The following is a 19,916-nucleotide window of genomic DNA, read 5'->3' as shown; positions in this document are numbered from 1 at the left end:
CTACACCCGCTCTTCCGATCTGTGAGAAACCTCAACCCGCCGTAGTCGTAGAGAGCGGTCGGGCCGCCGTAGACGCGGACGGGGTACTGCTCATGGGTGTCACGCCGCGCGGCCTCCGTGCGCCCGGGCCCGGCCCGCCGGCGGAGGTTCAGCAGGTGACGTCCTTGCCGGTGAAGCGGGCCCAGGCGAGCGAGCCGAAGACCACGGCGTAGGCGGCGAAGACCAGCAGGCCCTGACCCATGTCACCGGTGGCCACCGGGTCGCGCAGCACCCCGTCGAAGCCGCTCCACCAGCGGCTCAGCAGGTACGGCTGGAGCCCGGCGAGCTGCGGGACGACGCCGAGCACCTGGGCGACGATGACGAACACCACGGTCGAGGCGATGGCGCCGACGGCCACCTCGGTCAGCGTCGACAGCGCCAGCGCGACGGCGGCCAGGGCCGCCATGCCCGCGGTGACGTACAGCACGACGAGGCCGATCCTGAGGATGCCGTCGAGCAGGGGGACCGTCCCGCCGGACAGCAGGGTGATCGGGCCGGCCGGGAAGAGCAGCAGCCCGGTGATCAGCGCGGACAGCGCGATCGAGGTGACGGCCGCCAGGCAGAAGACGACGGCGTTGGCGTATTTGACGGCCAGCAGCCGGCTCCGGCCGGCCGGGGCGGCCAGCAGGTAGCGCAGCGTGCCGATGCCCGCCTCTCCGGCGATGGAGTCTCCGGCGACCACCGCGACCGCGACCGGCAGCAGCAACTGCACCAGGACCGAGAACGCGGCGAAGGTGAGGAACAGCCCGTTCCCGGTGACCTGCCCGAAGATGGACGGGCCGTCGTCGCCCTCGCCCTGCCCGCCGAACGTCCGCAGCGCGACGCCGATCAGCACCGGGACCAGGGCGAGAACGGACAGCATGGCGATGTTCCTCGGCCGCCGGAAGGTCAGCCCCACTTCCGAGCCGAGCAGCCTCAGCCACGCCCGAGGGGCGCCCACCGCCCGCGCCCGGACGGCACCCGTGCCCATGCCGAGACCCGTGCCCGCGCCGGTGCCCGTGCCGGCACCCGTGCCCGCGCCGGGACCGGGTACGGCGGGCGCGGGCGGCACGGATCCCGTCCCCGCGGGCGGCGCGTCGCCCGTGCCGGCGGCCATGACCTCTCCTCCGCTAACCGTTGACATCGAACCCCTCCCCGGTCAGGCCCACGAACACGTCCTCAAGGCTCGGCCGCTGCACCGCCAGGCCGCGCACGGCGACGCCGGCGGTCACCAGCGCCGCGCAGATCCGCTCCGGGGCGGCGGAGCCCAGCTCGGCACCGGCCTCGCCGTCACCGGTGCGGACCCCTGCCAGCCCGAGGCCGGCGAGCACGGCCGCAGCCTCGGCGGTGTCGGGTGTCTCCACCCGGATCCGCGCCACCTCCCCGGCCCGCAGGTCGGCGATGGGCCCCTGGGCGACCAGCCGCCCGCTCCGCATGACGGCGACGTGGGAGCACATCTGCTCCACCTCGGCCAGCAGGTGGGAGGAGACGAACACGGTCGTCCCCTCGGTGGCGATCTCCCTGACCAGTCCCCGCACCTCGCGGGTGCCCTGCGGGTCGAGGCCGTTGGTCGGCTCGTCGAGGATCAGCAGCTCCCTGGGCCCGAGCAGCGCCGCGGCGATGGCCAGCCGCTGGCGCATGCCCAGCGAGTAGGCCCGGTAGCGTTTGCGGGCCGCGGCGGCCAGCCCCACCCGGTCGAGGGCCAGCCCGATCCGGGCGGAGGCCGTGCGCGGGTCGGCGGCCGGGTCGGCGGCGTCGTAGCGGCGCAGGTTCGCCTCGCCCGACAGGTAGGGATAGAACGCCGGCCCCTCGACCAGCGCCCCCACCCGTGACAGCACCGCGGGCATCCCGGCCGGCATCGGCGTGCCGAGCAGCTCCCAGGTGCCGGCGGTCGGCGCGGCCAGGCCGAGCAGCATGCGGATGGTCGTGGTCTTGCCCGAGCCGTTGGGGCCGAGGAAGCCGAAGACCGACCCCCGGGGCACGGCCAGGTCGAGGCCGTCCACGGCCACCTGACCGCCCCGGAACCGCTTGGTCAGCCCACGGGTGACGAGCGAGCAGTCTTCGGCGGGGACCGCGGCGGGCGGCGTCGCCTCCTGGACGGTCAGCACTGCTCTCCCATCGGTCGGCGTGGTACGGCGGGCGGGCGGGGGCGCCCCGTGGACGCCCCCGGGTTCTCGTCGAGCCCCGCACCGTGGAACCCGCCGTCGCGGTCTCCGCGGCCGCCCGCCAGGAGTCGCGTGTCTCCCGGCATCTCGCTCACTTCCGCCCGGCCGCCTCGGTCAGCTTCTCCGGGGTGACCGCGCCGACCAGCAGGCGGCCGTCGTCGGTCAGCAGCGCGGAGACCAGCTTGGTCTGGATGACCCTGCCGCTGCCCCACGCCCCGCTGACCGGCTTGGCCGACTTCATCAGGGCGTCGGCGATCGCGGCCGTGTCCTGGCCGGCGGGGCGCCCGTCCTGCTGCTGGGCCTGGCCCGTGAGCGCCTGCTCGGGGAGCGGGAGCACCGCGACCGTGGTCCAGCCCTCACCCACGGTCGTGACCGCGCCCTTCAGCAGCTCGGCCCTCTCCTGCCCGGCCGCCGGGCCCCGGACCAGGTCGGCGAGCGACTTCTCCTCCACCTTCGCGCCCGCCGGCGGGGTGAAGGTGAAGTTGTCCGGGGCGGGAGGGGTGAACGTCACCGAGGTGAAGCCGACCTCGAAGGCCGGCTCGGCCGCGCTCTTGGCGTAGACCTGGACCCGCAGCGGGACGAGGGTCTCCCCGTCGAGTGCCAGCTTGACCTCCTTGACCAGCGAGGAGGTGTCCTTGGGCGTCAGGACGAGCTGGTAGGCCGGCCGGTCGGCGACCTTCTCGGTGTTGCTCACGCTGACCGCGGTGCCGGCGTCGGCCCGCTCCAGCACCTCCTGGGCGAGCTGCTGCGGGGTGGTGGCCGTGGGCAGGGCCTTGTCGTGGTCGCGCTCCACCTGGTCGACGCCCTTGAGCCGGGTGGCCTTGTTGGCCTCGCTCTCCCACAGCCACGCCTGGTCGCCGTTGACGATCAGGTCGGTCTCGCTCATCCGCCCGGGGAGGGCGAAGCGGAGCCGGTCGGCGCCGCCGTACCAGACCTTGAGCTCGTGCGAGCCGGCCAGCAGGGCCGCGGGCGACGTGCCGCCCATGCCCGTCACCTCCGGCAGCCCGGGCAGGCCGAGGGAGGCGGTCTGCATCACGGTGCCCGACATGGGCTTCAGGCCGGACCTGGCGGCCTGGGTGGCGTCGGCCAGCAGCTGTGCGGCGGTGCGCTCGGGCAGCACCGGCTCCCCCTGGACCGCGGCGATCACCGGACCTGCGCCGATCGCGCCGGCGACCACCGCGGCCGCGGCGATCGGCACGCTCCACCTCACCATGCGGCCTCGTCTCGCTCGCTCTGACATGTCACTCCCTCACGGTATGCCGTCAATCCCTGTCATTCGCAGCTTGCGTGAGCGGTCCTGTGCCGGAGCTGAGACAGACTGAGAGGGCTCACAGGGTTCTCAGCCGCCTCTCAGGACGGCTGGTCGAAGATGGGTCCGACAGCGGAGGAGGTGGGAGATGCGGGTTCTCGTCGTGGAGGACGAGCGGCGGATGGCCGCGGCGCTCCAGCGCGGGCTGCAGGCCGAGGGGTTCGCGGTCGATCTCGCGCACGACGGCGAGGACGGCCTGCACCTGGCCAGGCACGGCGACTACGACGTGGTGGTGCTGGACATCATGCTGCCCAGGATCTCCGGATACAACGTCTGCAAGCATCTGCGGGCGGAGGAGAACTGGGTGCCGATCCTAATGCTGTCGGCCAAGGACGGCGAGTACGACATGGCCGACGGGCTCGACCTGGGCGCCGACGACTACCTGACCAAGCCGTTCTCCTACGTCGTGCTGGTGGCCAGGCTGAGGGCGCTGCTGCGGCGCGGCGCCGGGCGGCGCCCGTCGGTGCTGCAGGCCGGGGACCTGTCGCTGGATCCCGCGCGGCGGCGGGTCCACCGGGGCGAGACGCCGGTGGAGCTGACGCCCAGGGAGTTCGCGCTCCTGGAATACCTGATGCGCCGCCACGACGAGGTGGTCTCCAAGGCGGAGATCCTGGAGCACGTCTGGGACACCTTCGACACCGATCCCAACGTGGTCGAGGTCTATGTCGGCTACCTGCGCCGCAAGATCGACGCGCCGTTCTCCCGGAGCGCGCTGCAGACGGTCCGGGGGGCCGGATACCGGCTGGCCGGCGATGGCGGCTGAGCGGCCGTCCCGGGCGGGCGCCCGGGACGGGCGGCGCACGGTCGGCTGGTGGCGGCGCAAGAGCCTGCGCTTCCGGCTGACCGCGGTGGCCTCGGCCGTGCTGGCGGCGGCGCTGGCGGTCTCGGCGTGGGTGATGATCGGCGTGCTCGGCAGGTCACTGCTGTCCACCATCGACGACTCGATCTACCAGCGGGCCCGTGGCACCGTCTCGCTGGCCGACGCCGAGCGGCTGCCGGGCGAGCTGACCTCGCCGGACGGCACCCTCCTGCAGGTGATCGACGGCGCCGGGCGGATCACCCACGCCACCGCCGGCACCGACCGGCTGGTCCCGCTGCTGAACTCCGGGGAGCGGGCGGCGGCGGTCCGGGAGGGCCGGGCGCGGTTCCTGAACGGCGAGCCGTACGGGATCCCGCACGTGCTGCGGGTGCGGGTGCTCAGCGCCGACCGGGGCCTGACGGTGATCGCCGCACGCCCCTTCAGCGAGGTGCAGGCCAGCATCACCACGGCCGGGCACGTGCTGCTCGGCGGCACGCCGCTGCTGCTGGTGCTGCTCGGCGGGGCCAGTTGGATGATCATCGGCAGGACCCTGCGGCCCATCAACGCGCTGCGCCGGGGCGCGGAGGAGATCACCGACACCGCCCGGTCCCGGCGCCTGCCGGTGCCCGAGGCCCGCGACGAGGTGCACAGCCTGGCCGTCACCCTCAACGACATGCTGGCCAGGCTGGAGAAGGCCGACGCCCGCCAGCGGGCCCTGGTCTCCGACGCGGCGCACGAGCTGCGCAGCCCGCTGGCCAGCATCCGGCTCCAGCTTGAGGTGGCGCTCGGCCACCCGCACGGCCAGGACTGGCAGGAGACGGCCGAAGGGGTGCTGGAAGACACCATGCGCCTGGCCCGACTGGCCGAGGACCTGCTCGCGCTGGCCCGCCTGGACGAGCGCGGCGGCGCGCCGGGCCGCCGGGAGCCGGTGGAGCTGGACCAGCTCGTCCCCCAGGCCGTCGAGCGGTACGGCGAGGCCGTCACCGTGCGGATCGGCGGCCTGCCGCCCGGCCCGCCGGTGTCACCGGAGGGGACGGACGGGGCGATCGTGGTGGCCGGAGACGCGCTGGACCTGGGGCGGGTGCTGGTCAACCTGGTGGACAACGCGCTGCGGCACACCCACGCCCCGGTGGCGGTGGAGCTGCGCGTCGAGGGCGCCGACGCGGTGCTGACCGTCACCGACGACGGCCCCGGCATCCCCGAGCCCGACCGGGAGCGGGTCTTCGACCGCTTCACCCGGCTGGACAGCGCGCGCAGCCGCGACGAGGGCGGGGCCGGGCTCGGCCTGGCCATCGTCCGCGAGACCGTCCACGCCCACGGCGGCGCGGTCCACCTGGAGGACGCCCGCCCCGGCCTGCGGGCCGTCGTACGGCTTCCGCTATCTTGACCGAGGCTTGCCCGTCGGGTGATTGGCCCGGCCGCGTTTCCGGATCTAGCGTCATTTTCATGACTTCCGCTGATGGCGGTCAGCGGGAGCTGATCCTGCAGGTCGCGACCAGGCTGTTCGCCGCCCTGGGCTACGACGCGACCTCCGTCAGCCAGATCGCCGAGGCCGCCGGGCTCGACGTCGCCGCCATCACCGAGTCTGTCGGCTCGAAGCGGGATCTGTATATGGCGGTCATGGAACGCGCGCACCAGGCCGAGCTGGCCGGCCTGGAGAGGTCGGTCCGGGAGATCGCCGCCGCGGCGCCGGAGGAGGCCACGGCCGCCGTGCACCGCCTCATCGACGACTACATCGACTTCTGCGCCCAGAACTCCGAGTTCCCCGCGCTGTGGATGCACCGCTGGCTGTTCGACGCCAGCGACGTCACCGAGCTGGACCGGCACTACGTCCAGCCGCTGGTCCAGTACGTCACCGAGGCCCTCGCGCCCCTGACCTCCGGCTCCACCGACCTGAAGTACGTGATCTGGTCGGTGATCTGGTGCACCCACGCCTTCGCCCGCGGCGGGGTGCTCGACGAGGACGGCAACCGCGTCGGCCCCGAGGATCCGGAGACCCTGCGGCGCTTCCGTGCCTACCTGCACCAGATGCTGCACTGCGTCCTCAGCCTGCCCGGAGACGCGCCCCCGGCCCCCGGCGGCCCTCCCCCGGCGCCCGGCCCTCCCCCGCCCCTCGGAGGCCCCTTCTGACAGTCGCCCCTTGGAGGCCCCTTCTGACAGTCGCTCCTTGGAGGCCCCTTCTGACAGTCCGGCCGCGCAGGGGCGCAACCCCCGTCCGCGGGCCGCCGTACGGCTTCCGCTATCTTGACCGAGGCTTGTCCATCAAGTGATTGGCCAGGGCATGTATCCGGATCTAGCGTCACTTTCATGACTTCCGCTGATGGCGGTCAGCGGGAGCTGATCCTGCGGGTCGCGACCAGGCTGTTCGCCGCCATGGGCTACGACGCGACCTCCGTCAGCCAGATCGCCGAGGCCGCCGGGCTCAACGTCGCCGCCGTCACCGGACACATCGGCGGCAAGCGCGAGCTGTATCTCGAGGTCATGGAACGGATGTACCAGGTCGAGCTGGCCTCCCTGGAAGGGGTGCTCAAGAACACCTCCGTGGCGAGCCCCGAAGAGGCGTCGGCCCTCATGCACCAGCTCATCGACCACTACCTGGACCTGTGCCTGGCCTACCCCGAGATGCCGGCGCTGTGGATGCACCGCTGGCTGTCCGACGCCAGCGACATCACCGAGCTGGAGTGGCGCTACACCCAGCCGCTGAGCGGTCTCATCTGGGACGCGCTCGAACCGGCGGTGGCCGCCGGATACATCCGCCGCGACGTCGACATCGAATACCTCATCTGGTCGATGATCTGGTGCGCCAACAGCTTCTCCCAGAGCGGGGTGCTCGACCAGCAGGGCAACCGCAGGCGGATGGACGACCCTCAGGCCATGCGCAGGTTCCGTGCCCATCTCCATCGGATGATGCACCTCACCGCCCATCTCCAGGGAGACCCTCCCACCTGACCCCGCCTCTCCCGACGCCCCGCCCCCCTCTCCTCCTCCCGGGAGCCCCTCCTTGCCACCTGGACATCCCCCCTCGCGGTCCGCGGCGGCCGCGCCCCCGCTCGGCCGCGGACGGCTGCTCGGCTACGCCCTCGGCTCGGTCGGCACCGGCGTCTTCTCCGCGGTCCCCGGCCTGCTCCTGCTGTTCTACCTGACCGACGTCCTCGGGGTCTCCGCGGCCGTGGCGGGGGCCGTGCTGGTCGCCCCCAAGGCCTGGGACGTCCTGCTCAACCCGGTCGTCGGCGCCGCCAGCGACCGCGAGGCCGTGCGGACCGGCCGCCGCACCCGGCTGCTGCTGCTCGGCTCGCTCACCCTGCCGGTGGCCTTCGCCGCGATGTTCGCCGTCCCGGGTGAGGTGCCCGGCGTGGCCTGGGCGGGGATCGCGTTCCTGCTCGCCGCCTCGGCGTTCGCCTGCTTCCAGGTGCCCTACGTGGCGCTGCCGGCCGAGATGTCCGGCGGTACGGCGGAGCGCACCCGGATCATGTCCTGGCGGATCGTCTGCCTGACCCTGGGCATCCTGGTCGCCGGAGGGCTGGCCCCGGAGCTCGTGAGCCTGGGCGGCGGCGGCCGGAGCGGATACGCGGTGATGGGCGCGGCGGTCGGCGCGGTGATGACGGCGGCTCTGCTGTCCGCCGCCCTGTCCACCCGGTGGGTGGTCTCCCGGCCGGGCGCCCGGCCGCTCGGCCTGGTGGCCGCCTTCCGGACGGCCCGCGGGAACCGGCCCTTCTTCGCGCTGCTGGCCGCGTACGTGACCCAGTCCCTGGGGGTGGCGGTGATGCTGGCGGGCGCGCCGTACGTGGCGGTCCACCGGCTGGGCGACTACGGGCTGACCTCGGTCATGTTCGTGTGCATGGTGGGGCCGAGCGCGCTCGCCGTACCGCTGTGGACGCGGGCGGCGCGCCGGTTCGGCATGGTGGCCTGCTACCGCGTGGCCGTGGCGGGGTTCGCGGCGGCGGCGGCCGCGCTCGTCCCGGTGCTCGGCTCGGCCTCCGTCGCGGGCACGCTCCTGCTCACCGGCCTGATCGGCGTCTGCTACGCGGCCCTGCAACTGCTGCCGCTGTCGCTGCTCCCGGAGACCGTGCACGCCGACGCCGCCCGCACCGGGCACGCCCAGTCAGGCGCGTTCACCGGCCTGTGGACCGCCGGGGAGACGGCGGGCATGGCGGTCGGGCCGGGGCTGTTCGCCCTGGTGCTGACCGTGAGCGGGTTCGCCTCGGGCCCGTTCGACGCCCCCGCCGCCCAGGCCGGGCCGGCCCTGACCGGCCTGCTGCTCGGCTTCACCGCCCTGCCGACGGCGCTCATGCTGCTCAGCCTCCCTCTCGTCATCGCCTACCACCGGCTTGCCCGAGCCGCATCACCCAAGGAGATCCATGAACCTGCCTGAGAAGGGCCGGGACGTCGAGGAACTGCTCGCCGAGATCACCCGGCTGAAGGAGGACGACCTGCCGGTACGCGGAGGCAAGGTGACCGCGTACGTGTACGACACCGGGCGGCCGGAGGTGCACGAGGCCGCGGCCCGGGCCTACTTCGAGATGCTGGAGGTCAACACCCTCGACCCGACCGCGTTCCCCAGCGTGGTGGAGATGGAGAAGCAGGTCGTCGGCGCGGTCGCCGAGCTGCTGGGCGGCGGCTGCGGCATCTTCACCAGCGGCGGCACCGAGTCGATCATGCTGGCGGTGAAGGCCGCGCGGGACTCGCGGCGGGTGCCGGGGCGTCCCCGGATGGCCGTCCCGGTCACCGCGCACCCGGCCTTCCACAAGGCGGCGCACTACCTGGGGGTGGCGGTGGACACCGTGCCGGTCGACCCCGAGACGTTCCGGGCCTCCGCGGCGGCCGTCGAGGCGGTGATCACCGAGGACACGGTGCTGGTGGTCGCCTCGGCGCCCTCCTACCCGCAGGGTGTGGTGGACCCGGTCGCCGAGATCGCCGCGGCCGCCTCCGCGCGTGGCGTGCTCTGCCACGTGGACGCCTGCGTGGGCGGGTGGCTGCTGCCGTGGCTGCGCGAGGCCGGGGCGCCGGTCCCGCCGTTCGACCTGTCGGTGCCCGGCGTCACCTCGCTCTCCTGCGACCTGCACAAGTTCGGCTACTCCCCCAAGGGAGCCTCGGTCGTGCTGTTCGCCGACCCGGCGCTGCGGCGCAGGGCCTACTTCGCGTCGGCGTCGTGGCCCGGCTACACGGTCATCAACGCCACCGTGCAGAGCTCCAGGTCCGCCGGTCCGCTGGGCGGCGCCTGGGCCACCCTCCAGGCCCTCGGCCGGGAGGGTTACCTCGAACTCGGCCGCGCCACCCTGGCGGCGGCCCGGCGGCTCCGCGAGGGCATCGCGGAGATCCCCGGCCTGCGGGTGCTCGGCGACCCCGACTCGGCCCTGGTCGCCTTCGGCTCGGAGGAGGTGGACGTGTTCGTGCTGTCCGACGAGGCCCGCAGGCGCGGCTGGTTCCTGCAGCCGCAGCTCTCCTACGCGGGGATCCCGGCCAACATCCACGTCACGGTCACCGGGGTGACCCTGCGGGGGGTGGAGGCGATGCTGGAGGTGATCGCGGAGTCCGCCGCGGCGGCGCGGGAGCGCGGCCCGGCGACCCTGCCCGAGGGGCTGGTGGAGCTCGTCGCGGAGCTGGACCTGGACGCGCTGGACGACGCCGCCTTCGGCGAGCTCGCCGCGGCCGTCGGGGTGGAGCTCGGCGGGCCGGGCCAGCCGGAGATGGCCGTGGTCAACGCGGTCCTGGACGCGCTGCCGGCCGACAGGCGTGAGGCGGTCCTGATCCGCTTCCTGTCGGTGATCTACGCCTGAGCGGGCCGGCCGACGTACATAACAAATTGATTTACCCAAGTCAGGATATTGCGGTAAATATCCTCATTGGTTGACCATGGGGATGTCCGATCGCCGCCCGCGCACCTCGCGGAGGCGTGCCGGTCGCCCTCCACGGGCCCCGGCGGCGCCGGGATCGGCAGCGGCAGGACCACGCGAAAAGCGAGACACGTCCCGTCTCGCCATCGGGCCACCCGTCCCCCCCGCGGGTGGCCCGACCTCTTCCCGGCCCGGCCCGCGCCACCCGAGGACGGGATCGCCGGCGGCCCCGCCTCCCGCTCAGCCCGAGGCTAACGCCGCAGCTCGGCGACGGTGGCCAGCGCGGTGCGGGCGGAGGCCGCGTCGTGGACCCGGAAGACCCGGGCGCCCTGCCAGGCCGAGACCGCCAGGGTCGCCATGGTGCCGGCGTGGCGCTCGTCGACCGGGAGACCGCCGAGGGTCTCGCCGACGAAGTCCTTGTTGGAGACCGCGACGAGCACCGGCCAGCCGGTGGCCACCATCTCGTCCAGGCGGCGGCTGACCTCCAGGGAGTGCCAGGTGTTCTTGCCGAAGTCGTGCGCCGGGTCGATCAGGATCGACTCCCTGCGGACCCCGGCGGCGACCGCCCGCTCGGCGAGCTCGACGGTGTAGCCGATGACGTCGGCGACCACGTCGGCGTAGGCGATGCGGTGCGGGCGGGTGCGGGGGGCGACGCGGCCGGCGTGCGCGCAGACCAGCCCGATGCCGTGCTTGGCGGCGACCTCCGCCAGCGCGGGGTCGACCCCGCCCCAGGTGTCGTTGAGCAGGTCGGCGCCCGCCTCGGCGACGACCTCGCCGACCTCGGCCCGCCAGGTGTCGACACTGATGATCAGCCGGGGGTGGCGCTCCCGGACCGCCGCGACCAGATCGGCCACCCGGCGGATCTCCTCGGCGGGGTCCACCTCGTCGCCGGGGCCCGCCTTGACGCCGCCGATGTCCACGATGTCCGCGCCACCGTCGACGGCCCCGGCCACCGCCTCCAGGGCGGCCTCGAAGCCGTAGGTCCTCCCCTTGTCGAAGAAGGAGTCCGGGGTGCGGTTGACCACCGCCATGATCGCGAATTCGCCGGGCCGGAACTCACGGCCACGCAGGCGCAAGATAGTCATCGAGACCGAGCCTATCGCCCGGTGTCGGAGAGGCAGGCGCTCCCACCTGCGCCGCCTCTGGGGGGTTTCGAAAGGACGTGACGTTCCTAGGCGGCCGACCCACCTTCGGCCACCGACAAGAACTCCTGGGCGATGGCGGGCAGCCGCCGTCGCGCGTGGACAAGGGCGATCACCCGGCGGACCGAGGGATCGAGGGGACGGACCACCAGCCCGGCCCGGGCGGCCTGCTCGGCCATCCCCCGGTACCAGAGCAGGGAGGCCGCGCCCGAGCGGACGGTGTTGAGCCAGTTGCCCCGCTCGTCCAGCTGCACGGTCGGCACCGGGGCGACGCCGTACTTGGCGAACAGCGCGTCGAACTCCCTGCGCCGGGCGCTGCCGGGGACCGGCAGGACCAGCCGCATGCCGTTGAGCCTGCTCATCGGCACCGGGTCGGGCAGGTCCAGGCCGGGCGGGGAGATCAGCACGATCTCCTGACGCTCCAGCGGGTGACTGATCAGGTCGGCGGGGACGGGCAGGTCCGTCAGGCCGAGGTCGGCCCGCTGGTCCCTGATGGCGTTGACCACGCCGTCCCGCCCGTCGCAGCGGACGATGTGCACGCGCACTCCGGGGTGCTCGGCACTGTAGGCGGGGAGGAGACGTCCGGCCAGCCCCGGTTCGAGGCTGGGGGTGGAGGCGATCCGGAGTTCGGCCTCCGAGTCTCCGTGGCTGGACAGTTCCTCGATCTCGCGGACCGCGTCGAGCGCCTCCCTGGCGAGCTTGACCACCCGGCGCCCCTGCGCCGTGACGACCACGCCACGCCCGGAACGGGCGAACAACGTCATCCCGAGTTCTCGTTCGAGGTCTCTGATCGCACGGGAAAGCGCAGGTTGTGCGATGTACAGCGACCTGGCCGCATCGGTCATGGTGCGGTGCTCCGCCGTCGCGACCACATAGCGGAGCTGCTGCAGATTCATGGTTTTGAAGCTAAATCACAGTGCCCGGCCCGGTCCCGCACATCGCGGAGATCACCTCGGATGATTTCGGAATGTAATCGAACGCAGCGACATCCGTGACGGGTGAGAAATCAGTATGCTTACGCCCCAAATTCGGCAAAGGTCCGGGCTTTCATGCCATATCGGACGCTCGGGTTAACGGGGAGACAGCGTGACAGGCAACGGGCACTACCCTCCACCACCCCCGCCCCAGGGACACCCGTACCCCGCCCAGCAGCCGCCCGCATGGGCCCCCGCCCCGCCGCAGGGACCGCACCAGGGACCTCCGCAAGGACCGCCTCAGGGTTATCCGCCCCCGCCGGGACAGGGTTATCCGCCGCCCCCAGGACAGGGCTACCCGCCGCCTCCGGGGCAGGGGTATCTCCCGCCCCCGCCGGGACAGGGCCTCCCACCGGGCCACGGCCGTCCGCCGCAGCCGGCCCCCGGGCCGCCCCCGCCGGACCGGGGCCGCCCCCCGCAGGGACCGCCCCAGGCCTATCCGCCGCAGCAGCCCATGCCGCAGGGACCACCCCAAGGGCCGCCCCAGGGCCGTCCGGGGCCGGGATACCCGCCCCCGCCCGGACAGGGACACCCGGCACCCCCCGGACAGGGATACCCGCCACCCCCGGCACAGGGATACCCGCCCCCGCCGCAGGGGCGGATGCCGTACGGCCAGCCGCCCCCGCCGCCGGACCCCCGGCACCGGCGGCCGCCGTATCCGCCGCCCCAGTGGCAGCCGCAGCGCCCCCGCTCCGGCGGCGGCGCCGGGGCGATCATCGGCGGCGTCTTCGGCGTGGTCGCGCTGGTGTTCGTCGGGCTCGTGGTGGTCGGCGCGCTGATCAAGAGCAACCGCCACGCGGACCCGGTCTCGCCGGTCGCGATCCCCACCTTCAGCCCGTTCGACAGACCCACGGACAGCTCCGCCTCACCGGAGCCCGCCGAATCGCGCTCCACCGAACCCACCTCCTCAGCCGAACCCACCTCCTCCGCCGAGCCCACCTCGGACACGGTCCCGACCAGGCGGCAGACCCTCAACACCAGCCTGAAGAACAACACCCTCTACCGGACCGGCGGCCTGCCCAGGGTGAACTGCCCGGTGGGCTCGCCCAGCGTCCGCAGCGGCAGCCAGCTCAAGGCACTGATCATGAGGACGTCCACCTGCCTGGACAGGGGCTGGTCGCAGATCATGCGCGCGCAGGGACTGAGCTGGCAGCGCCCGGGCTACGCCATCGCCTCCACCCGGGGGCGCGGCGCCTGCGGGGACTACCCCTCGGCCGGCAGCAACGTGCCGTACTACTGCCCGCGCAACCTCACCATCTACGCCTCGACCACGGCCCTGGTGAAGGAGTACGGCGACATCACCGACTGGCACGGCACGATCGTCAGCATGATGGCCCACGAGTACGGGCATCACGTGCAGCAGATGTCGGGCCTGTCCGACTCCTGGTGGGAGCAGACCTCGCGCTCCAGCAGCCAGAGCGGCAGGCTCGCGCTGAGCCGCCGCTTCGAGCTCCAGGCCACCTGCTTCGGCGCGATGTTCATGCGTTCGGTCTCGGCCAGCTACCCGGTGACCCCGGCGCGGCGCAACACGCTCTACTACTTCTACTCGCGGGTCGGCGACTGGCCGGGCCACCCCCGCGACCACGGCTCGCCCGCCAACAACAATCGCTGGTTCCGCCAGGGCTACGAGAAGAACAAGACCTTCCAGTGCAACACCTGGCTGGCCCCCGCTTCGACGACGTCGTAGCTTAGATGACCGTTAACCGAGAATTGGTCATCTGTCTGTCATGTCCAGGTATGGGGACTAGAATCCTGGCAATTCTGTGAAATCGGGGAATCTTGGCCGTTTTGCCAGGTTGACCGGGATAAGACGTAGGAAGCGGTGTGACGATGCGCCTTGGGCAAGACTCGGGGGATCCCGCCGGCGACGGTGGGAAACGGCGCACTCGGCGGCGCGGCCCGGGCGGTGAAGCGCAGCCCGGCACCGGCGGCGCGCAGGACCTCCCCGGGGCGCCGGCCGTAGGGGGGCCGGAGACCGGCCAGGCCGGGCAGCCCGAGCGGACGGCGGAGACCTCCGCGCAGACGGGGGGACCCGCACCGGCGCGGGAGCCGGCCGGGCAGCCCGGGCCGGTGCCCGCGGCCGGCCCTCCGGCGCCCGGCCAGGCGCCCGAGGGCAAGGGCCGGCCGCAGTTCGCCAGGCCGCTGACGACCGCCTCGCTCATCGGCTGGACCCTGCTGTCGGCGGTCCTGCCCGGCGCGGCGCACCTGCGCGCCGGGCGCCGCCGCACCGGCTACATCCTGCTGGGCGTCTTCGGCGTGCTGCTGGTGGCCGCGCTGGCCGGCGGTCTCATCATGTACGGATCGGGCAACACCGGCTTCATCACCCGGGACGGCACGCTCCTGGCCGGGGCGCTCATCGCCGGGCTCGGCGCGCTCGTCTGGTTCCTGCTGGTGCTGTCGTCCTACATCTCCCTGAAACCCAACCGGCTGAACCGCAGCGGGCAGGTCGTCTCGGGCGTCGTGGTCGGCCTGCTGTGCGTGTCGGTGATGGCGCCGTTCGCGCTGGCCGCGAGCACGGTGCTGACCGTCAAGGAGACGGCCAACAGCCTCTTCCCGACCGTCAAGGACGACCCGACGGCGGCCCCGATCAAGCACGAGGACCCGTGGGGCGGGCGCGACCGGGTGAACTTCCTGCTCATCGGCGGCGACGGGGCCGGCAACCGGGAGGGCGTGCGGACCGACAGCATGACCGTGGCGAGCGTGCACGTCGCCACCGGCAACACGGTCATGTTCAGCCTGCCCCGCAACCTGCAGCACGTCCGCTTCACCCCCGGCACCCCGCTCGCCAAGCACTTCCCCAACGGCTTCATGCGCGAGCTGCCCAACGGCGGCCTGCTCAACGAGGTCTGGCAGTACGGCGAGGACCACCCCGAGATCGTGCCGGGCAAGAACGAGCAGCGCGGCCCCCGGGCGCTCATGGACGCCATCGGCCACACGCTCAACCTGAAGATCGACTACTACGCCCTGGTGAACATGTTCGGCTTCGCCCACCTGGTGGACGCCATCGGCGGGCTGAAGATCCGGGTGGACACCGACGTCAAGTGGGGCGGTCTCTACGGCACCGCGGGCACGATCAAGGCCGGCTACCAGACGCTGTCCGGCGAGGAGGCGCTCTGGTACGGGCGCTCCCGCGTCGGCAGCGACGACTTCTCCCGCATGGCCCGCCAGCGGTGCGTCATCGGCGCCTTCGCCCAGCAGGCCACCCCCCAGGTGGTGCTCACCAACTTCGTCAAGATCGCGAATGTGGCCAAGCGGATGGCCAAGACCAACATCCCCCGCGAGCTGCTGGAGCACGTGACCGACCTCGGCCTCAGGGTCAAGAACGCCAGGATCACCAGCCTGCAGTTCGTGCCGCCGGAGTTCTACACCGGCTCCCCCGACTGGCCGAAGATCCGCACCGCGGCGGCCAAGGCGCTGCGCCAGTCGCTCCAGCCCAGCCGCCGCGCCCTGGCGGCCGGCGTGACCGCCTCCCCCGGCGCGACGGCCTCGCCCGGCGAGAGCGGCGCCTCTCCCGCCCCGACGCCCAGCAGGACCGAGACGGTCCGGCCGAGCCAGACCCCCACCCAGAACGGCAAGGGAGCCAAGTCCCTCGGCGAGCTCTGCGGGTTCTGACCCCTCCCCGCGCCCGCGTGGCCCGGCTCCCCCTGGGGAGCCGGGCCACCGTCTTTCCCGCCGGCGCTCAGGCGGCCTTGGCCCCGCGGGGCAATAGGGCGAAGGCGCCGAGGTAGAGCAGGCCCGCCACGATCAGCAGGGCCTGGTAGCCGATGACCAGCGCCAGATACTCCAGGCAGCCGCCGACCATCGCGCCCAGCAGGTTCGCGCCGAAGGCCGTCGTGCCGTCGCCGGAGTCGGCGAAGCGCTTGGCGAACACCACGTTGGCCGCGAAGATCGGCAGGAACGCCACCACCACGGCGACCAGCGCCCGCAGCGGCAGCGGCAGGCCCAGCAGCCAGGAGTTGGGCACCAGCCAGGCCAGCACCAGCCCGCCGAGGAGCACGCCGTACATGACGGGCAGCGGCGGGATCCTGAAGCGGCGCGTCACCTCCACCGCGGCGAGCACCGCGACCAGCACCCCGGCGAACACGATGGCGTTGACCACCCAGGTCGTGCCGAACAGCAGCGCGAAGCCGGTCACGCTCTTGGTCTCCAGCAGCAGGAAGGCCACGCCCAGCAGGAACAGGTCGGCGTAGGGGCGCATCCGGGTGTACGGCCCGGCGACGGCCCGGACGGCGAGCATGCTCACGATCAGGATCAGGCCGAGGGTGATGATGTAGATCTGCGGGACCGTGCGGTCCTTCAGGTAGAGGAACGGCCGGTCGTCGCCCGTCGGCGGCGGGGTGGCGGCGGTCGCGCCGGCCCACTCCGCGCCGCAGCTCTGGGCCTGGGGACTGAGACCCGCGGTGATCACGGCCTGCTGGCCGGTCTCGCTGACGATGTCCACGCACGGCTTGTGGCCGAAGGCGGCCTGCATGGTGGCGGCGAGCCGGTCCACCAGCCAGCTCTCCCGGTAGTAGTTGTACATCGAGAAGGTGCCGCCGGGCTTGAGGTGGTCCCTGGCCGCCTCCATGGCCTGCTGGGTGAACAGGTAGCTCTCCAGCCGCAACGAGCTCGCCCCGGAGACCAGGGTGAGCGAGTCGGGCAGCGCGAAGAGGATCAGGTCGTACTTGCCGGAGGTGCGCTCCAGGAAGGCGCGGCCGTCGGTGACGACGGTGGTGACGCGGGGGTCGGCGTAGGGCCGGTCGGGGTGGTAGGTCCCGCCGAGCTCGCGGAGCTTGGGGTCGATCTCCACCGCGTCCACGTGCTTGGCGCCCTTGGACAGCGCGATGGCCACGTCGGTGCCGCTGCCCGCGCCGACGATCAGGACGTCGTCCAGCTTCCGCGCCGCGGCCCGCTCGTACGGCAGCGCGTACTGGCGCTCCCATTGGAGCCGGCTGGCCGCCGGGACGGCCTGCTGGTGCGGGATACCGTTGACCTGGATGTCCATCACCGGGACGCCGGCGTAGTCGAGCCGGTCGTAGGTCACCTTGTAGTAAGGCGACCACAGCGCCCCCGCCGTCAGCGTCTCCACCGCGAGCGCTCCGACGACGACCAGGGACGGGACGGCCAGCGCGACTTTCCCCCAGACGTTGCGCGGCCACAGCAGCACGACGTAGGCGGCCGCGGCGATCACCCCCCACACGACCGGGGGCGCGCTGAGGAAGGACAGGGCGGTGAACAGCGCGATGCCGGTGAGGCTGCCGATCAGGTCGTAGCGGTAGGCCTCCAGCCGGTCCAGCTCGGGGAAGCACCGCCCGACCAGCTCGGCCGGGCCCATCAGCACCACCGCCGCGGCCGCGAAGATCACCGGCAGGATCAGCCAGGGCGGCGGCCCCTGGGTGCTCAGGCTCGTCCAGTACAGGACGCCCTCGGTCTGCCGGTCCACCGTGACCGGGAAGAACAGGATGACCAGCACGAGGACGGCCAGCACGATCGGCGAGTAGTACGGCTGCCGCCTCGTGCGCCCCACCCGGAGGAACCCGAGCCCGATGCCGAGGAACGAGCCGAGCAGGACAAAGTTCGTGAAGTAACTCAGATGCACGATGTTCGATCCGGTCCACCGGATCAGCGCCAGCTCCAGGAAGAGCATGAACGCGCTGGCCACGACCAGTCTCGGCCGGGTGCCCAGCCAGTGCGTGGACAGGACATCGGAATGGGGGGGTGGCGTCGTCTCCGCCGCTGCGGTCATGCCGTCCAACGCTAGTGACCGTCATGCCCCCAGGGAAGGAAATAAGTGTCGGCGGTTTGCGGGCTTCAGGTGGGCTGATACCGATACACGCTGGTTTGAATGGCTGGACGCGATCGAGGCGGATGAAGGAACGTGGTGGAGTCCGATCCCCCGAATCCTGGTGGTGCACCATGCGGGTCCTGATCCAGCTCCGCCCCTCCCCGGACGTCGTCGCGGCGGTGGCCGATCCCGGCGTGACCACGACGACGGCCGACGTCGCCGACCGGCTGCCCGGCGTCGTCCTGGACCCCTCCTACACGCCGGTCGCCGTGCCGCGTCCCGTGCCCGCGGCCGGGGGCGACCCCCTCTCCCTGAACCAGGCCCTGACCTTCTCCCTCGCCGCCGACGACGCCTCGGTCATGGTCCGCGGGGAGATCTCCGACGACGAGCTGTCCACCCGCCTCACCCTGCTGCCCACCCTCCGCAACGACGTCGTGGGGATCTACGCCGACCCGGTGATCGAGACCAACCTCACCTGCGGCGGCGACGCCCCCGTGGGCGACTGGCACGACGTGGAGCGGCTGGTGCACGCCGCCGAGCTGCACGCCGAGGGGCTCGACGGGTCGGGCGTCGCGCTGGCGGTGCTGGACACCGGCATCAACGCCGCGCACGTCAAGCACCATCTCGGCCGGGACCTGCTGCTGGACAGGGAGCGGAGCTGGAGCCCCGACGGGGTGAGCGGCGAGCCGGGCGAGTTCCCGGTCAACCACGGCACGATGTGCGCCTTCGACGCGCTCATCGCCGCCCCGCGGGCGTCGCTGATCGACATCCCCGTGCTGCTCTCCCAGCGCCCCGGCGGCTCGGCCCTGGACGGCCTGCTGTCGGACGCGGTGGCGGCCTTCGCCCACCTGCGCACCGTCCTGGAGGCCCAGCCCGCGGAGTCGCGCTCCCTGGTGATCACCAACAGCTGGGGCTCCTTCTCCCCCCGCTGGGACTTCCCCGTCGGCCACCCGGGCAACTACTCCGACAACCCCGCGCACCCGTTCAACCTCATCATCTCCAGCCTGGAGCAGGCCGGCGCCGACGTGCTGTTCGCCGCCGGAAACTGCGGGCGCGACTGCAAGGACAGGCGGTGCGCCTACCCGGACCGGCCGATCACGGGCGCCAACTCCCATCCGGGCGTGCTGTCCATCGGGGGCGTCGACACCAACGGCCAGCGGGTCGGATACTCCTCCCAGGGGCCCGGCCGCCTCACCCTCCGCAAGCCCGACGTCTGCTCCTACACCCACTTCTCCGGCTCCAAGGCCTTCGGCGACGGCGAGCCCGACTCGGGCACCTCGGCCGCCTGCCCGGTGGCCGCCGGCCTGGTCGCGGCCGTCCGCACCCGGTGGTCCTCCACCGCCCTCACCCCCGCCCAGCTGCGCACCCTGCTGCGCCGCACCGCCGACGACCGCAGCGACATCGGGTTCGACTACGACTACGGCTACGGCGTCACCGACACATCGGGGATACTCGCCGCGTTGCGCCGCAGGGCGATGCGCGTAGCGTGAGGTCATGGTCCTTGTCACCGTACGGCTCCCGCCCCAGGCGACACTCACGCAGGCGATGCGCCGCCTGGGGCTGTCGGAGGAGGAGGTCGACACCGGCTACGGCCTGGTGCTCATCGATCCCGGTCAGGGCCTGTACGGCCTGCGGGTGAGCGAGGAGGCCGCCCGCCGGATCGACCCCGAGGCGGGCGGCGGCCCCTACGCCGACCCGAGGATCGAGCCCTACGGCCCACCGGGCTGAGGCGGCGGCGCGTCCGGGCCCGCGGCGCCGCCGCTCCGTCCCGCCCGGTGGTCAGGCGTTCTCGCGGTTGAAGACGCGGGTGCCCACCGTCACGCAGACCACCGACAGGGCCAGGGTCACGGCGACGCCCGCGGCCACGGTCCAGCTCGCGTAGTGCCCGCCGAACAGCTCGCGCAGGGCTTC

16 protein-coding genes are annotated in these 19,916 nt (G+C 72.8%); 10 read left to right on the top strand and 6 right to left on the bottom strand.

What is annotated here, in order from left to right:
* Positions 1–148 precede the first annotated feature (148 nt).
* The 3 genes from ACWDS7_RS32890 to ACWDS7_RS32880 form a co-directional block, all read right to left on the bottom strand.
* Entirely contained in the window at positions 149–1,135 is a 987-nt protein-coding gene (locus ACWDS7_RS32890; protein WP_451932424.1) for an ABC transporter permease, read from the bottom strand.
* Positions 1,136–1,148: 13 nt separating this feature from the next.
* Positions 1,149–2,126: an ATP-binding cassette domain-containing protein gene (locus ACWDS7_RS32885; RefSeq protein WP_451932423.1), complete on the bottom strand. Its 978-nt coding sequence runs from the start codon at positions 2,124–2,126 to the stop codon at positions 1,149–1,151.
* A gap of 148 nt (positions 2,127–2,274) precedes the next feature.
* Positions 2,275–3,396 carry a LolA family protein gene (locus tag ACWDS7_RS32880; protein WP_451932422.1) on the bottom strand — a complete coding sequence of 374 codons (1,122 nt, stop codon included), beginning with the start codon at positions 3,394–3,396 and terminating at the stop codon, positions 2,275–2,277.
* A gap of 184 nt (positions 3,397–3,580) precedes the next feature.
* On the opposite strand from ACWDS7_RS32880, the gene ACWDS7_RS32875 reads away from it, so the two are divergent.
* The 6 genes from ACWDS7_RS32875 to ACWDS7_RS32850 all read left to right on the top strand — a co-directional run bounded on the left by ACWDS7_RS32875 (position 3,581) and on the right by ACWDS7_RS32850 (position 10,068).
* Positions 3,581–4,255: a response regulator transcription factor gene (locus ACWDS7_RS32875; protein ID WP_306858385.1), complete on the top strand. Its 675-nt coding sequence runs from the start codon at positions 3,581–3,583 to the stop codon at positions 4,253–4,255.
* A complete protein-coding gene (locus tag ACWDS7_RS32870) occupies positions 4,245–5,678 on the top strand; it encodes a sensor histidine kinase (RefSeq protein ID WP_451932421.1) in 1,434 nt (477 codons plus the stop codon). The genes ACWDS7_RS32875 and ACWDS7_RS32870 overlap by 11 nt, the downstream gene beginning before the upstream one ends.
* 59 nt (positions 5,679–5,737) lie before the next feature.
* On the top strand, positions 5,738–6,421 hold the full coding sequence (locus ACWDS7_RS32865; RefSeq protein WP_451932420.1) for a TetR/AcrR family transcriptional regulator: 684 nt from the start codon (positions 5,738–5,740) through the stop codon (positions 6,419–6,421).
* Positions 6,422–6,598: 177 nt separating this feature from the next.
* Positions 6,599–7,240 (top strand): TetR/AcrR family transcriptional regulator, encoded by a 642-nt coding sequence (locus ACWDS7_RS32860; protein WP_451932419.1) that lies wholly within the window; start codon positions 6,599–6,601, stop codon positions 7,238–7,240.
* A 52-nt stretch (positions 7,241–7,292) separates the two neighbouring features.
* Positions 7,293–8,663, top strand: coding sequence for an MFS transporter (locus ACWDS7_RS32855; RefSeq protein WP_451932418.1), 1,371 nt, complete (start codon positions 7,293–7,295; stop codon positions 8,661–8,663).
* Entirely contained in the window at positions 8,650–10,068 is a 1,419-nt protein-coding gene (locus tag ACWDS7_RS32850; RefSeq protein WP_451932417.1) for a pyridoxal phosphate-dependent decarboxylase family protein, read from the top strand. Before ACWDS7_RS32855 ends, ACWDS7_RS32850 begins: the two co-directional genes overlap by 14 nt.
* Before the next feature lie 308 nt (positions 10,069–10,376).
* Here ACWDS7_RS32850 and folP read toward each other — a convergent pair whose 3' ends face one another.
* Together folP and ACWDS7_RS32840 are read right to left on the bottom strand one after the other, a co-directional pair.
* Positions 10,377–11,210: a dihydropteroate synthase gene (gene folP, locus ACWDS7_RS32845; protein ID WP_306858379.1), complete on the bottom strand. Its 834-nt coding sequence runs from the start codon at positions 11,208–11,210 to the stop codon at positions 10,377–10,379.
* Positions 11,211–11,296: 86 nt separating this feature from the next.
* On the bottom strand, positions 11,297–12,163 hold the full coding sequence (locus ACWDS7_RS32840) for a LysR family transcriptional regulator (protein WP_306858377.1): 867 nt from the start codon (positions 12,161–12,163) through the stop codon (positions 11,297–11,299).
* A 679-nt stretch (positions 12,164–12,842) separates the two neighbouring features.
* Here ACWDS7_RS32840 and ACWDS7_RS32835 point away from each other — a divergent pair.
* Positions 12,843–13,928 (top strand): neutral zinc metallopeptidase, encoded by a 1,086-nt coding sequence (locus ACWDS7_RS32835; protein WP_451932416.1) that lies wholly within the window; start codon positions 12,843–12,845, stop codon positions 13,926–13,928.
* A 143-nt stretch (positions 13,929–14,071) separates the two neighbouring features.
* Complete coding sequence (locus ACWDS7_RS32830) at positions 14,072–15,853, top strand: LCP family protein (RefSeq protein ID WP_451932425.1); 1,782 nt, start codon at positions 14,072–14,074, stop codon at positions 15,851–15,853.
* A gap of 67 nt (positions 15,854–15,920) precedes the next feature.
* Here ACWDS7_RS32830 and ACWDS7_RS32825 read toward each other — a convergent pair whose 3' ends face one another.
* Positions 15,921–17,966 carry a spermidine synthase gene (locus ACWDS7_RS32825; protein ID WP_451932415.1) on the bottom strand — a complete coding sequence of 682 codons (2,046 nt, stop codon included), beginning with the start codon at positions 17,964–17,966 and terminating at the stop codon, positions 15,921–15,923.
* 170 nt (positions 17,967–18,136) lie between these two features.
* Here ACWDS7_RS32825 and ACWDS7_RS32820 point away from each other — a divergent pair, with 170 nt between their 5' ends.
* Together ACWDS7_RS32820 and ACWDS7_RS32815 are read left to right on the top strand one after the other, a co-directional pair.
* Complete coding sequence (locus ACWDS7_RS32820) at positions 18,137–19,495, top strand: S8 family peptidase (protein ID WP_451932414.1); 1,359 nt, start codon at positions 18,137–18,139, stop codon at positions 19,493–19,495.
* 4 nt (positions 19,496–19,499) lie between these two features.
* Entirely contained in the window at positions 19,500–19,733 is a 234-nt protein-coding gene (locus tag ACWDS7_RS32815) for a hypothetical protein (protein ID WP_306858372.1), read from the top strand.
* The last annotated feature ends 183 nt before the right edge of the window (positions 19,734–19,916 follow it).

The organism is Streptosporangium sp. NPDC003464, assembly GCF_053588315.1.
The sequence above is the reverse complement of the archived record's forward strand: the minus strand, read 5'-3'. Positions and strand labels throughout refer to the sequence as shown.